This window comes from Deinococcus marmoris DSM 12784 (assembly GCF_000701405.1).
In the GTDB taxonomy this organism is placed as follows: domain Bacteria; phylum Deinococcota; class Deinococci; order Deinococcales; family Deinococcaceae; genus Deinococcus; species Deinococcus marmoris.
This window is the reverse complement of sequence record NZ_JNIV01000106.1, coordinates 1-13,752: the sequence shown is the minus strand read 5'-3', so window position 1 is coordinate 13,752 and position 13,752 is coordinate 1. Positions and strand designations below refer to the sequence as shown.

15 protein-coding genes, 1 tRNA gene and 2 pseudogenes are annotated in these 13,752 nt (G+C 63.9%); 8 read left to right on the top strand and 10 right to left on the bottom strand.

Going from position 1 to position 13,752, the window contains the following annotated elements:
- Window positions 1-221 (bottom strand): annotated as a pseudogene (locus Q319_RS0119130) (IS4 family transposase); the annotation flags it as partial.
- Between the two features lie 88 nt (window positions 222-309).
- On the opposite strand from Q319_RS0119130, the gene Q319_RS27400 reads away from it, so the two are divergent.
- The 4 genes from Q319_RS27400 (at window position 310) to sufU (ending at window position 2,876) form a co-directional block, all read left to right on the top strand.
- Window positions 310-798: a hypothetical protein gene (locus Q319_RS27400; RefSeq protein ID WP_156039459.1), complete on the top strand. Its 489-nt coding sequence runs from the start codon at window positions 310-312 to the stop codon at window positions 796-798.
- 39 nt (window positions 799-837) lie between these two features.
- Window positions 838-1,140, top strand: a complete 303-nt coding sequence (locus tag Q319_RS0119120) for an Lrp/AsnC family transcriptional regulator (protein WP_029484041.1) — start codon at window positions 838-840, stop codon at window positions 1,138-1,140.
- A 106-nt stretch (window positions 1,141-1,246) separates the two neighbouring features.
- Entirely contained in the window at window positions 1,247-2,425 is a 1,179-nt protein-coding gene (locus tag Q319_RS0119115; protein ID WP_029484040.1) for a M20 family metallopeptidase, read from the top strand.
- Window positions 2,426-2,429: 4 nt separating this feature from the next.
- A complete protein-coding gene (gene sufU / locus Q319_RS0119110) occupies window positions 2,430-2,876 on the top strand; it encodes a Fe-S cluster assembly sulfur transfer protein SufU (RefSeq protein ID WP_029484039.1) in 447 nt (148 codons plus the stop codon).
- Between the two features lie 109 nt (window positions 2,877-2,985).
- Here sufU and Q319_RS0119105 read toward each other — a convergent pair whose 3' ends face one another.
- Entirely contained in the window at window positions 2,986-4,176 is a 1,191-nt protein-coding gene (locus tag Q319_RS0119105) for a LacI family DNA-binding transcriptional regulator (RefSeq protein WP_051655570.1), read from the bottom strand.
- A 174-nt stretch (window positions 4,177-4,350) separates the two neighbouring features.
- Between Q319_RS0119105 and Q319_RS0119100 the strand changes: the two genes are divergently transcribed.
- From Q319_RS0119100 to Q319_RS0119090, 3 genes are all read left to right on the top strand, one after another.
- Window positions 4,351-5,577: an MFS transporter gene (locus tag Q319_RS0119100; protein WP_051655569.1), complete on the top strand. Its 1,227-nt coding sequence runs from the start codon at window positions 4,351-4,353 to the stop codon at window positions 5,575-5,577.
- A 337-nt stretch (window positions 5,578-5,914) separates the two neighbouring features.
- Window positions 5,915-6,865, top strand: coding sequence for a ferritin-like domain-containing protein (locus Q319_RS0119095; RefSeq protein ID WP_029484036.1), 951 nt, complete (start codon window positions 5,915-5,917; stop codon window positions 6,863-6,865).
- Window positions 6,866-7,100: 235 nt separating this feature from the next.
- Window positions 7,101-7,185 (top strand) — tRNA-Leu (locus tag Q319_RS0119090).
- A gap of 85 nt (window positions 7,186-7,270) precedes the next feature.
- Here the strand turns inward: Q319_RS0119090 and Q319_RS0119085 are convergent.
- The 8 genes from Q319_RS0119085 to Q319_RS0119050 are packed head-to-tail and all read right to left on the bottom strand — an operon-like array spanning window position 7,271 to window position 13,170.
- Window positions 7,271-8,050: an alpha/beta hydrolase family protein gene (locus Q319_RS0119085; RefSeq protein WP_029484035.1), complete on the bottom strand. Its 780-nt coding sequence runs from the start codon at window positions 8,048-8,050 to the stop codon at window positions 7,271-7,273.
- On the bottom strand, window positions 8,047-8,880 hold the full coding sequence (locus Q319_RS0119080; protein ID WP_051655568.1) for a TrmH family RNA methyltransferase: 834 nt from the start codon (window positions 8,878-8,880) through the stop codon (window positions 8,047-8,049). The genes Q319_RS0119085 and Q319_RS0119080 overlap by 4 nt, the downstream gene beginning before the upstream one ends.
- Entirely contained in the window at window positions 8,877-9,398 is a 522-nt protein-coding gene (locus tag Q319_RS0119075; protein ID WP_034415876.1) for a histidine phosphatase family protein, read from the bottom strand. Before Q319_RS0119075 ends, Q319_RS0119080 begins: the two co-directional genes overlap by 4 nt.
- Window positions 9,395-9,946 carry a DinB family protein gene (locus Q319_RS0119070; RefSeq protein ID WP_051655567.1) on the bottom strand — a complete coding sequence of 184 codons (552 nt, stop codon included), beginning with the start codon at window positions 9,944-9,946 and terminating at the stop codon, window positions 9,395-9,397. The genes Q319_RS0119075 and Q319_RS0119070 overlap by 4 nt, the downstream gene beginning before the upstream one ends.
- A complete protein-coding gene (locus tag Q319_RS0119065) occupies window positions 9,943-11,391 on the bottom strand; it encodes an FAD-dependent oxidoreductase (protein WP_029484031.1) in 1,449 nt (482 codons plus the stop codon). Before Q319_RS0119065 ends, Q319_RS0119070 begins: the two co-directional genes overlap by 4 nt.
- Window positions 11,388-11,765, bottom strand: coding sequence for a hypothetical protein (locus Q319_RS0119060; protein WP_029484030.1), 378 nt, complete (start codon window positions 11,763-11,765; stop codon window positions 11,388-11,390). The genes Q319_RS0119065 and Q319_RS0119060 overlap by 4 nt, the downstream gene beginning before the upstream one ends.
- A gap of 51 nt (window positions 11,766-11,816) precedes the next feature.
- Window positions 11,817-12,215 carry a hypothetical protein gene (locus Q319_RS0119055; protein WP_029484029.1) on the bottom strand — a complete coding sequence of 133 codons (399 nt, stop codon included), beginning with the start codon at window positions 12,213-12,215 and terminating at the stop codon, window positions 11,817-11,819.
- Between the two features lie 22 nt (window positions 12,216-12,237).
- Window positions 12,238-13,170 carry a carbohydrate ABC transporter permease gene (locus Q319_RS0119050; protein WP_051655566.1) on the bottom strand — a complete coding sequence of 311 codons (933 nt, stop codon included), beginning with the start codon at window positions 13,168-13,170 and terminating at the stop codon, window positions 12,238-12,240.
- A gap of 130 nt (window positions 13,171-13,300) precedes the next feature.
- Between Q319_RS0119050 and Q319_RS0119045 the strand changes: the two are divergent.
- A pseudogene (locus Q319_RS0119045) lies at window positions 13,301-13,752 on the top strand (IS701 family transposase); the annotation flags it as partial.

The following is a 13,752-nucleotide window of genomic DNA, read 5'->3' as shown; positions in this document are numbered from 1 at the left end:
TCCTGTATACACCGTCCCAGACGCTTTTTCTTGGCTTCTGGGGAGCCAGTCCCAGGCATGGCCTGGGACCACTGCTGCTGATTGGTGGAGCGCTGCTCAATCAGCGCACATATCGCATCCTGGGCACGTTGCAGGGTATCGCGGCGCAAGAAGGGGAAGCGCTCTTTCAGGAGCTGGACGAACTTGATAGCGTCGATCTGGGCGGCTTCTTCTTGTTTCACAGCTTCAGGAAGCCGCCTACTGCCGTTTCAGACTACGATCAAATGCCCAAACGGCAAAAATGCCGTTCAGAACACTGTCAACATCAAGTTGTCCAGTACTGAAGCTCTCGCTTTCGCCTGGGCCACTTATCTTAAGTTTCCGGCTGCTGAGCAGTTGCTGGAAGCCTGGGCATCTGAAAAAATCTGCGAGCCTGATGCAGCAGTGATAGAGCTAAGCGAGGTTCTCGGGTCTTCAATTGAGAACAGACAGCAAGCGCTCCTGCGCTTGGCCGGTAACATCACGCGAGACGATGCGGTCAATTTTCTCCTGGAGATACTTGAGAGTGGATTGAAAATAGAAGAGGAGTACGATCTTAGACAAATGGTTCGTAACTTGGACGAATTTGGTCGGCTTGCCGCATATGAAACGCCACTCCCACTCTTGCCAATCGACGAAGCGCACGCGCACGCCGTCTTCCGTTATTACGGATTGCGAGACTTTTGCGAGACAGATGCAATGTCTATTCGAGGGTCTGAAGCATATAGCGCCGTCATGGAATTTTTTCGAGGACTGAAGCCGGGAAGCTACCGCCATTAAGTCGGGGTGCGTCACAATGTCCCCCATGAGGAACCCCAAATGGTAACGGCCATCGTGATGGTGCAGGCGGACCGCCAACGCGTGCAGGAGACCGCCGAGGCGCTCGCGTCCATCCCCGCCGTGCGCGAGGTCTACAGCGTGACCGGCGAGTGGGACATCGTGGCGATCCTGAAACTGGCCGAGTATGACCAGCTCGACGACGTGGTGACTGGCCACCTGCGGAAGGTGGAAGGCATCGCCCGCACCCAGACCATGCTGGCCTTCCGCACCTACAACGACGCGGTGCTGGATCAGGGCTTTGGGGTGGGGCTGGATGAGAGCCGGGCGAACGGAGGAGGCTAGGTGGCCTGTTCTCTGGCGTTCATCCGGTCAGTCTGAGCCGTCCCACATGAACGAATGGTTGCCGTGTGGGCTGACGGCAACGCTGCCCCCGCGCTAGGCTGGCCCCATGACAGCAACCCAGGAAAGGACGGCGGCGCTGCGCGATCAGCTCGTGGCTTGGCGGCGGCATCTGCACATGAACCCGGAGGTGGGCTTTCACGAGCATGAAACCTCGGCGTACATAGAGGCCGAGCTGAACAAGATGTTGGGTCTGACGGTCACGCGGCCCACCGAAACCAGCGTGCTGGCGGTCCTGAAGGGTGGGAAGCCGGGGCGCACGCTGCTGCTGCGGGCCGACATCGACGCGCTGCCCATCACCGAGGAAAACACCTTCGAGTTTGCTTCCAAGAATGCGGGCGTCATGCACGCCTGCGGTCACGATGGACATACCGCCATTCTGCTGGGAGTGGCCAAACTGCTGTCCGCCAACCCCAGTGAGGTCCCCGGCGAAGTCCGCATGATCTTCCAGCACGCCGAGGAAATCGGTCCCGGCGGCGCGGAGGAACTGGTCATGCAGACCGGGCTGATGGACGGCGTGGATCTGGTGACGGGTCTGCACCTGAACAGCCAGTTGCCCGCCGGAATGGTGGCAGTCAAGCCGGGGCCGTTCATGGCCTCGCCCGATATGCTGGAGCTGACCATTCAGGGCCGGGGTGGGCACGGCGCGCACCCGGAAGAAGCCGTCGATCCCATCGCGGTGGGCGCGCAGGTGGTCACCAACCTGCAACACATCGTCAGCCGGGGCGTGGCGGCGCTGGAACCGCTGGTGATCAGCATCACGTCGTTCCACAGCGGCACCACCCACAACGTCATCCCGGACCGCGCCACGATGCTGGGCACCGTTCGTACCTTCGATGCTGAACTGCGTAAGCGTGCGCCGGAGCTGATCGAGCGCGTGGTCAAGGGCGTGTGCGAGGCCCACGGCGCAACCTATACCCTGAACTACGAATTCGGCTACCGCGCCCTGATCAACACCGACTGGGTGGCCGAGCAGCTCAAGGCCATTGCGCTGGAGACCGTGGGGCCGGAGCATTTCCGCGATGCCAGGCCCACGATGGGCGGCGAGGACTTCAGCGCCTACCTGCAAAAGGCCCCCGGCGCGTACTTCAACGTCGGCTCCGGCAGCGACAGGGAAGACAGCCGCTGGCCGCACCACCACCCGCGCTTCACCATCGACGAGGACAGCCTGGAAACGGGCGTGAAGATGCTGCACGCCGCTGCCCTGCGCCTAACGCTGCCGGAGTAATGCTGTGTTGCCCGAAGCTATTGCCCGGCAGGTTATCGACGATCACGCGCGGCGGCCCCGGCACGTCGGGGAGTTGCCGGGCGTCGTAGGCGTCTCGCGCGACAATCCCGGCTGCGGCGACCAGTTGACCGTCTGGGCCGATGTTCAGGATGGTCAGATCGCTCGCCTAAGCTTCAGCGGGCGGGGCTGCGCGATCAGCCAGTCGGCGGCCAGTCTGATGACGGTGGCGCTGACGGGCAAAACGCTGGCCGAGGCGCGTGAACTGGCCTCTGCCTACCGGGGGATGGTCATGGGCGAGGCAAAATCTGGTTCATCCCTGGGTGACCTGCAAGCGCTGGCCGGGGTCAGCAAACTCCACGCCCGCCGCAAATGCGCGCTGCTGGCCTGGGACGCGCTGGCGGAGGCGCTGGGCGGTGCCTCTGCACAGGCGGGCGCGGGTGCGCTTTCCTGAAGGGGCTTGGAGGTCAGCGGGGCCTTCTCATTCCTTCTTGCCTTAACCACCCAGACTTCCACCTGAGTGGGGCCTTGGCGCGTCGTCGGCCAGTGAATTGCGGGGCGCTTTACGGCGGTGAGGGAAGCCGGTTCACCTGAACGCCAGTCTTGGGCCGCGCCGCCGTGCTGCCGCGCACCACCAGCCGCGTCGGCAGCCGCACATCTGGCGGTATCTGGCCGCCCAGCAGCGCCAGCATGGCCTCGCCCACCTGCTGCCCCTTCTCGGATGTGGGCTGCCACACGGTGGTCAGCTTCAGGTCGGCGCTGCCCGGCAGATCGTCGTAGCCGATGACGCTCAGGCGCTGCGGCACGCTCAGGCCCAGGCTGTGGGCGGCCCGTAACGCGCCCTGTGCCAGCACGTCGCTCATGCACAGCAGCGCGGTGATCTCCGGCTCGGATTGCAGCAACGCCAGCGTGCAGCGCTCGCCGTCGCTGGGGGTGTTGCGCTCGGCCTCGGTCAGAAACAGCCGGGTTCCAGACGGCCCGGCAGCCAGCGCTTCACGGTAGCCGCGCAAACGCTCGGCGGTGGGATGGTAAGCCACCTGCCGTTCCCGCTCCGGCGTTACCGGGCCGCCCCCTTGCCGGGGACCGAGTTCCAGGCACAGCACCCCGATGTGGGTGTGACCCAGGTCGATCAGGTGCTGCGCCGCCAGCCTCGCCCCCCCGGCGTCGTCGATCTGGACGCCGCTGGTCTGGGCGCGGTGGTCCTGCGCTGGCTGACCATTCTGATCTCCCAGCACAGATTGATCCACAGGCACAGGCTGGTCCACAAGGACCGTGGGCAGGCTACGCGCCAGCACCGCCCGCAGCAGTTCGCTGTCTTGCGCCGCGCTGTAGACGATCAGGCCGTCCACGCTGGCCCCCTGGACCGGGGCCAGCGGATCGGTCTGTGGGTCGCCGGGGCTGGCCAGCAGCAGCAGGTTTAATGACGCCGCCTGAAGTGACTGCGCCAGACTGCCCAGGAACAGGGCGGCGGCTGGGTCGGCAAAGGCGTATTCCAGCGGCGCGTCGTACACCACGCCGATGACCCCGGTGCGCCCCCGCCGCAGACTGCGCGCCAGCGGATCGGGGCCGCCATAGCCCAGCGTGCGCGCCGTATCCAGCACCCGCTCCCGCAGCGCCGCCGAAAGCTGATCGGGGCGGTTGTAGGCGTTGCTGACGGTGGCCACGCTGACGCCCAGGGCACGCGCCACCTCCCGCAGGGTGATGCGTCCGCTGGAGGGCGGCGCGCTGGACGGTGACGCAGACCTGGAAGACATCGTGCGAATAGACTACCCTACTTTCCAGTTATCTGAAACGATTCAGATTCCCGGCCCGATGGCCTGAGATGTGAGTTCAGACTCAATTTCGAGGGGGTTTCGTTCATTTGTTCACTTTTTCTCTGTCCGTCCCCGTTTCCATTAGCCCTGTCCCACTTCTCCCGAGGAGTCCACATGTCTGTCAGCCCCCTCCACACTGACCGCGCCGAATCCGCCCGGCGTGCCGTCAGCCTGATCTTTCTGGTCAACGGCGCATTCTTCGCCACCTGGGCCGTGAACATTCCGGGGGTCCGCGACGCCCTCAGCCTGAGCGAGGCGCAGATCGGCGGGGCCTTGCTGGCGATTGGCCTGGGCGCGCTGATCACCATGCCCCTGACTGGTGGCTGGACGGCGCGCTATGGCAGCGGCCCGGTCACGCGCGTGGCCGTGGTGGCCTGCATGCTTTCGCTGGCCCTGCCGTTTCTGGCCCCGAATTACCTGGGCGTGGTGCTGGGCCTGACTGTCATGGGGACCGCCAACGGCAGCCTGGATGTGGCGATGAACGCGCAGGGTGTGACGGTGGAACAGACCCTGAAACGCCCGGTCCTGAGCCGCCTGCACGCCTATTTCAGTCTGGGCGGGGTGCTGGGCGCGGCTCTGGGAACGCTGCTGGTGGACCGCGTGCCGATGCTGACGCATGTGCTGCTGGTGGTCATTGTTACGACGGTGGCTGGCGTGCTGGCGGGCCGCCTGATGCTGCCGGATTCGCCGATCACGCAGACGCAGGAAGCGGGGCAGCCTGCTCAAGCATCCCCCCGCCGCGCAGGCATCAGCTCCGCCGCGCTGCTGCTGGGCCTGCTGTGTTTTCTGGGCATGCTGTCGGAGGGGGCCAATTACGACTGGGCCGCGCTGTATTTCCGCGACGTGCTGGGGCAGGCGGGCGGCAACGCGGGCATCGGGTACGCGGCCTTTGCCGTCACCATGACGCTGGGCCGCTGGTTCGGTGATCTGGCGCGCGGGCGGCTGGGTGACGAGATCATCGTGCGGGTGGGCGCGGCAGTGGCGGGCCTGGGGCTGGGAGTCGCGCTGCTGGCGCAGGGGCCGGTGCTCGCCACTGTGGGCTTTGCGTTGTCGGGCCTGGGCCTGAGCAACGTGGTTCCGGTGCTGTACGGCGCGGCGGGGCACGCGCTGGCCGGACGCGGCATCGCGCAGGTGGCCACCATCGGCTACGGGGGCTTTTTGCTGGGGCCGCCGCTGATCGGTTTCGTGGCCCAGGGGGTGGGCCTGCGCGGGGCGCTGGGCGTGGCGCTGGCCGGGGCCGTGCTGGTGGCGCTGCTGGGCGGCGCAGCCTTCGCACTGGTGCGGCGGCGCATCGGCGCGGTGCAGGGTCAGGTGCTGGACGGGGAAGGCTCAAGCTCATGAGCAGGAGTTAAAAGCACAGGTTCAGAAGCGGGATTGGTCCGTCTTAATCCCATGCAGGGCACTCTAGTTCTCTCATCTGACGATCCAGAAAAAACAGCGCCCGGCACGCCTCCTCTGACCTCAATAAAGGGTTGGATCATCTGTGCGACTCCCGTGAGGCTTTACCCAATCTTAAGGCGCGCGTTCATGTTGATCCAAGCGGCCCCCGCCTGCTTATAGCTGGCCAGAAGGACAACATGGCAAAGGGGTCAATTTCTGAATGACTGGGCAGATCCACCCTTTTGCGTCCTTACTTTGCCCGCTTGTCCCCTCGCCTCTCACCCTTTGGAGGAAGACCATGAGCAACGAAATCAATGAGAAGACCCTGAACCGCCGTAAATTCCTGGGAGCTGCTGGCGCTGTCGGCGCGGGCACCCTGCTGGCAAGCTGCGCGCCCGGCATGACCGGCGGCGCGATGGCGGCTGACAAGAAGCCCAACCTGGACGGCACCATCTTCAACTTCGCCCTGAACCTGGAGTACCTGGAAGCGGCCTTCTATCTGGCCGCCGTGGGCCGCCTGGAAGAGCTGGACGCCGTGGGCGGCGACAGCAGCAAGGTCATCCTGCCCGCAGGCTTTACCGGTAAGGGCGGCAACGGCATCAAGTTCGAGTCGGCAGACGTGGCGGCCTACGCCAACGAAATCGCCTCCGACGAGCTGAACCACGTCCGCATCATCCGCACGGTTCTGGGCAAGGGCGCAGTGGCCCAGCCGATGATCGATCTGGGACCAGCCTTCCTGGCGGCGGGCAATGCGGCTTCGGGCGGCGCGATCACCGGCTTTAACCCCTTTGCCAACGATCTGTTCTTCCTGCACGGCGCGTTCATCTTTGAAGATGTGGGCGTCAGCGCCTACAAGGGCGCAGCCCGCTTCCTGTCCGATACCTCGGCGGGCGGCAATCTGGAAAACGCCGCTGGCATCCTGGCCGTCGAGGCCTACCACGCCGGACAGATCCGCACCCTGCTCTACCAGCAGCGCAACACCCAGGTCACCCCGGCCCTCAAGGTCAGCGACGTGGTGGCCGCGATCAGCAACCTGCGCGACGCCGTGGACGGAGCCAGCGACGTGGATCAGGGCATCCTGAACGCGGCGGGCGGCGCGAACATCGTGCTGGCCGACACCAACTCCATCGCGTTCAGCCGCACCCCCCGTCAGGTGGGCAACATCGTCTTCCTGAAGGTGGACGCGGTCAAGGGCGGCTTCTTCCCCGAAGGCCTGAACGGCGACTTCGCCGCGATCCTGGCTCTGTAAACCTGATTTCCACGCTCCCACGCGCTGTCAACCTCCCTTGACTGTGCCCCGGAGAAGTGAGCGCCCTGACCCCGTTGCGGGCCGGGGCGTTCGCCTTTGTCTGCCACGCTTCCCTGTGCAGACCTGCCGCGCCCCTTGACAGTTGCCAGACTCGCCAGTAAAGTAACTGAGCCTTCCGAAACGCCCCCACGGGCGCGGCTACCAAGCGGGAGGGCAGTACCAGACGAATAGGGTTGCCGAGGTGGCGGAATTGGTAGACGCACTAGTTTCAGGGACTAGCGCCGCGAGGTGTGTGGGTTCAAATCCCATCTTCGGCACCACAGAGTAAAAAAGGAAAGCCCCCGATAGAAATGTCGGGGGCTTTTTCTATGTTCTACTCCTATGTGTTGCGAAAGACCATGCGTCTCAGCGTTTCAGCACGGGTTCCAGAAAAGCCACCACGGCGTCGCGCATGCTCTGGCTGGTGTAGTGGCCCACGCCCGCGAAGATGCGTTCCTGGAAGAGGTCCGGCTGCCCTGCCTGCCTGTACGCCGCTCTCAAAGCCCTGGCAGTGGGTTGATGGTGCGCGCCGGGTGGGAAAGTCGGGTCGTGGTCCCCGCTGGCCAGCAGCAGCGGTGTGGGCGCGAAGCTGTCCGCGTGGGTGTTGGGGCGGTGGGCCTCCAGAAACGCCCTGATCTCCGGCTCTCCGACTTCCGGTTCGTCCCACACGCCCGAGGTGATCAGCGCCGCTGCCCTTTCGATACGGGCCTCGGTGCGCGCCAGCGTCAGCGCCACGTAACCGCCCATGCTGGAGCCGACGACGTAGATGGGCAGCGGGCCGTGGAGTTCGGTCAGTGCGTCCAGCAGGGCCGGAGCCTCGGCCACCGAGCGGCGCACACTTTCCCAGACATATTCGCGGGCGTTCAGGCCGAACGGGGTATCGGCCAGGCGTTCGCCGTGCAGCGGCGCGTCGGGAATCACCACCGCCATGCCCCACGTCGCCAGTTCGGAATACACGCCCAGTTTGCCCTCCTTGGCCGCCCAGGCCCCGTGATAGACGAGGCAGACGGCCCGCACCGCCTCGCCTTCCGGGGGCAGCTCCAGCAGGCAGGGAATCCCGGCCAGCACCCGGCGCTCGATGCGGTAGGGCAGACCGTTCGCCGTGGGTGCGGCGTGTGGATCGTCGGGGTTAAAGGGACGGCTCACAGGTTGCCTCCGGCCTGCGCGGACAGACTCATCTCATAGAGCAGAATGGACGTCGCCACCGCCACGTTCAGGCTCGACGCCGATCCTGCGATGTCGATTCGCAGCGTCACGTCGCACAGCTCGCGCAGAGCGGCGCTCATCCCGCTCGTCTCGTTCCCGGCCACCAGCACCGTGAATCCGGCGAAGCCGTAGGCCCGCGCAGTCATTTCCCCGTGTTCATCGGTGCCCACCACGCGCACGCCCTCTACCTTCTGCCGCGCTGTATCCAGCCACTCCCGGACCTCTGCCGGGCCGGGGAAATGCACCACGGGCATGGCCAGCAGGGAGCCGGTGGAGGCGCGGATGGCCTCGCGGCTGTAGGGATCGACGCCGTGTCCCACCACGCCCACGCCGCCCACCCCGAACGCGTCGCAGGAGCGCACGATGCTGCCCAGGTTCCCTGGATTCCCCGGACGGTCCAGCAGCACCACGCGCCCGTTTGCAGAGGTGGGTAGACGGGCTGGGTCTGAATCGGGCAGCCGCAGCAACGCCATGATCTCGCTGCCGTCGTTGCGGTCCGTCAGCAGTTCGTAGCCCTGCGGGGCAATCAGGAAATGCCGCGCCGCCTGCGCCCGCTCCAGCACGTCATGCCCCCAGCGCGACAGCGGGGCGTCTTCGGGGATCAGCAGCGCGTCGAAGGTCCAGCCGTGTTGCAGGGCCAGATTGATCGGGCGCACCCCCTCGATCACGAACAGGCCGTGCTTGCGGCGCTTTTCGCGGCTGCGGCCCAGTGCCTCCAGAAGCTGGAAGTCGGCGTTCTCGGACCTGATGCGGATGATGTGCGGCGTCAAGGTTCCAGTCTGACGCGTTCGGCCAGCCCCTCCGCGTTCCAGCACCAGACATCCGGGTTTCTCAGGTCTGCCCAGCCGCTGTAATCCAGCCCCAGCAGCAGCGCCAGCAGGTTGCCGTGGGTGAAGATGGCGGTGAGGCCATGCGGGTCTTCAGCGTGCTTCAAGGCGGCCAGGGCGCGTGCTTTGGCTGTTGTGCCCGATTCGCCACCGTCCAGAACTAGTTCGGGATCAAGGAAACTGGCCTTCAGCGCCTTCTGCCAGTGGGGGAGATCGCGCCCGCTCAGCACGCGTTCGGTCAGTCGCTCGTCTGTCTCAATTTCCAGCCCCAGTGCCTGTGCCAGCGGCTGAGCTGTATCCACCGCCCGCACCCACGGGCTGCTGACTACGCGGGTCATGCCGTGCTGGGCAAGTTGCGAGGCCAGTCGTTGCGCCTGCTCCTGCCCCTCCGCCGTCAGTGGGGCTTCTGGGGGCTGCCCACTGGCTTTCGCGTGCCGGATGAGCAGAAACCTGCTGCTCACCCCTTCTTCTTTGGCGCGACGTGTTTCCGCAGAATGCGAATCTGGCCCCGGTGGCTGACCTCGTCCTCCATCACGTGAAACCAGGCCCAGTGGTGGTTGGGGTAGTCGAAATCAGGTACGGTCATGTTTGAGGCCAGCCATTCATCGTCTTTGTTGGCAAAGGCCTTCAACGTCTCGGCGCGGGAGGCTTCCAGTTCGGCCAGCAGGGTTTCCAGGCTCTGTCCGGTAGGCGGAGGTGTGCCGTTTTTCCCCATCGACAGGCCGCCCTGAATGACCTCATCTCCCTCGCCCAGATCACGGCCCTCGAACGACAGAATCTGGTACGCCCGGTCCACTGCCGCGATATGCGCCAGCAGCATTCCGATGGAGTTGCCGAAGCCCTCCGGCACGGCGTCCAGTTGCTCCACGCTCAGCCCTTCCACCGCCTGCAATGTGGTCAGGCGGGTGTAGTTCATCATCTCCGCCAGTGCGCCGATCTGCGGGGTGTACTGCGGTTCGGGTTCAATTCGGTAGGCACGCTCGGATTGCAGGGTTGTGGCTCGGCTCATATGTTTCCTCCCAGTCGTCTGAGTTCAGTTTGGAGTGCGTCCATATCAATATCCCGCACGCGCCCGCCATGATCACGCGCGGCCCAGGCGGCGGCGGTTCCGGCGGCTTCCCCCATGCTGTGGCAGTTCTGCTGAACGCGGATGGCCGACTGCGCCTCAAAGGAACTGCTGGCCGCCCGCCCTGGCACCAGCAGATTGGCAATGCCGACGGGGACGATAGCGCGGTAAGGAATCTCGTGGTAGGCGTCTTTCGCAAAATACGGCGCAGTCCCGTCGCGCTCGTGCAGCAGCTTTGCGCCGCCCCTGACGCTGTGAATATCCACCGGGTAGTGGTTGCGGCAGATCGAATCCGGGAAGCGGGCGCAGTCCAGAATGTCCGCCAGCGTCAGCGTGTACTCGCCTACGATGCGCCGCGACTCGCGCACACCCACCATCGGGGCCACCACGCCGATAAAGGCCGTCTCGCAGCCGGGTAGATACGCGTGGCAGAAGGCCGTCAGGCGGTCAATCGCCTCGCGTCCGTCCACCTGCGCGGCGCTGAGTTGCCAGGGGTCCGTGCCGTCGTGCAACTCGGCGCGGATGCGGGGGCAGTTGAAGCTGATCTCGCCGGGCCTGCCGGGAATGCTGAAGCCCTGGAAATAATCGCCGTCGCGCTCCAGCAGCACGCCTTCACTGACCGCCTGCCGGAACAGCGGTTCCAGCGTGCTGTTCTTGCCCCACACCATCCAGAAGTGCAGGAAGTTCTCGCCCGTCTGCCCCTGTCCGTTGCCGTTCAGGAAGGCGCACAGCCGCGCCGTGTCCACCCCCGCCAGCGTGAAGCGCAGGCTCATGGCCTGATGAATGCCGTCCTCATCGCCTGCATGGAAGGGAACGCCCGCGCGGGTGGCGAGGTCCGCGTCCCCGGTGGCGTCGATGAAGACGGCGGCGTTCAAGGCTTGCAGGCCGCCCTTGTTGTGGACGACGAGGGAGGTAATGGTTGATGGTTGATGGTTGATGGAGTGGGACTGTGCGCTTTCTCCATCAACCATCAACTGTTGACCATCAACATGTTCGCCATCTGCCAGCAACGGCTGAACGATGTGCGTGTGGTACAGCACCTCGCCGCCAGCCTCCAAAAGCATCCGCTCCAGCACGAATTTCATGCCCTCGGGGTTGAACCAGTTGTCGTTGCCACCGGGGTCAACTGCTCCGTCGCCGCGTGCCAGCATTCGGGCCTTCAGTTCGTCCGTCAAGCCCCGGTTCAGATTCTCGCCCCCCGAGACATTCCGCATCAGGGGCGTGACCCAGGCGTTGGTTCCGGTTCCGCCCAGGCTACCCAGCGCTTCCACCACCAGCACCCGCGCTCCGGCTCTGGCGGCGGCGATTGCGGCGATTGCGCCAGCGGTTCCGCCCCCGGCGACAAGCACATCCCAGGTCTGGGGCAGGTGTTGGTAGGAGAGGGTCACTTGATGGTGACTGTCCCGTAGGATTTGCCGTTCACGACGACTTCAAACGGATTGGTGCGGGCGGGAGTACCGGGATCGGTGTAGATCAGGGTTTTCTCGATGTACACAGCAGGGCAGGCCAGAAAAACGTTCCGGGTCTTGACGGTGGCGTTCAGCCGCAAGTCTGTCGCGGTGCGTGAGATTTTTGCGACCTGTTGATCGAAGTCGCCGCAGCCCACGCCGTAGCGGATGCTCACGCTCAGATCATCTGTGGCCGCGATGGTGGCGGGAAAATCAACTCCCGCGACGCCCAGGGGCTGGGTCCGTGGAAGCAGGGGCGTACCGCACGATGCCAGGGCCAGCGCAAGTGCCAGGGCAGGAATCAGCTTTTTCATGTGGTCATTTTGCCATTCAACCTGATCTGCTGCACGCCACTTTGTGTCTGCCTACTTGACTTCTACCGTGCCCCAGCTCCTGCCGTTCACGATAATCTCGAAAGGATTGGTTCGCGCGGGGGTGCCGGGGTCTATGTACTCAATGGTTTTTTCGATGTAGATCGGCGTGCAGGCCAGGTTTGGGGGCAACTTGGCGTGCCGGGCCGTCCCGTTCAGCCGAAGTTCGGTTTCTGTGCGGGCGGTTAGGGCTATCTGTTCACTTGATTGATTGCATGTCTTGCTGTACCGAATGGCAATAATCATGGGTTCCGAGGCGCTGGCCGTCGCGGGAAAATTGACATCCACGACGCCTATAGCGTCCGTCTCAACCCTGCCATTGTCTGGGGCTTCCTGGGGATCGCAGGCGGTCAGCGCAACAGCAAGAGCCAGGGCAGGTAGCATCGTTTTCATGCGGTCATTTTTCCACACCAATTCACCCCTTCACCGCCCCCTCCAGCCCTTTCATGAAGTACTTTTGCCCGAAGGCGAAGACGATCAGAATGGGGATGATCGTGATGACCGCGCCCGCCATCACCGCGCGGCTGTTGGTGCTGAAAGTCCCGCTCAGTTCCAGCAACCCCGCCGAGAGGGGCAGCATGTTCTTGTCGGGCAGCATGATCCGCGCCCACAGGAAGGAATTCCAGTACGCCACGAATTCCAGAATTGCGAAGGCCGCGATGGTGGGGGCCGCCAGCGGCAGCATGATCCGCCGCCAGATGGTCAATTCCGAGCCGCCGTCAATCCGTGCCGCCTCAATCAGTTCCAGCGGAATAGTCAGGTACGCCTGCCGCAGCAGAAACAGGCCCACGATGCTCGCCAGCCCCGGCAGCACCACCGCCATGTACTGCCGGATGGCGTCGATGACCGGGTTGGTCTGTTGCAGCAGTCCCAGCTTGATGGTGGTGATGTAATTGACGATCAGCCCCGATTCGTTGGGCAGCACCATCAGGGCCAGAATCGCGTAGAAGATCAGATCGCGCCCCGGAAAGCGCATTTTCGCCAGTGGGTAGGCGGCCAGCGTCGCCAGCGTCACGGTCAGGGTCACGCCCAGCGTGCAGATGATGACGCTGTTCAGGATCAGCCGCCAGAACGGTACGGTGGTTCCCTTCCACATCTCGGCATAGTTGCGGATGCCCACCGACTTGGGCAGAATCTTGGCCTCGTAGATGTTGCCCGTCGGCTCGATGCTGGTAATGAATGTCCAATAAAACGGGTACAGCATGATCAGCGCAATCACGATCAGCACGGCGTAGGCCAGCAAGTCGGTCAGGCGGCGGCGTTGCTTGCGCCGGGCTTTGAGCTTCGCGGCGGTGACGGCGAAAGTGTCTACTTGAATGCCTGGAGAGTTCTTTATATGCGGGATCATTCTTCTTTATCCGAGTTTTGTCTGCGATTTTCAACCTGACCTTACGCGCTACGATTTGAAGACTCCATGAAATCATCAGGATTTCTTGCTTCGCACTGCGGCGACGCAAACTGGGGAGGTGACTCGCCGGATGATGGAACTGTACAGCGATTTCTTGATCTCCTCGTTCGGTCAAACGAGTGCCACCATGCTCGCCCAGTTGCTGCTGGGGGAAGTCAGTCACGATCAGGTCACTCGTTTTTTGCGTCAGGAAGAGGCTTTTTCCCGTACGCTCTGGAAACTGGCAAAGCCGTTGGTCAGGCAGATCGAGCAGGAGGACGGAACGCTGAGTGTCGATGACTGTGTGATTCCCAAACCTCACAGTCAGGAAAACGGCGTGGTGGAGTGGCATTACGATCACACCACTGGGCGCACGATTCGGGGGATCTGCTTCATCACCGCGTTTTACGGCGTCACCACCCCTGACCAGGAACGCCTTGGCGTTCCTGTCGCTGGAGAAGTTATCGTTAAAAAACCCGTCTGGGACGAGAAAAAACAGAACAGCGTCATGAAGAGTCCAATTACGAAAAATGAGCATTACCG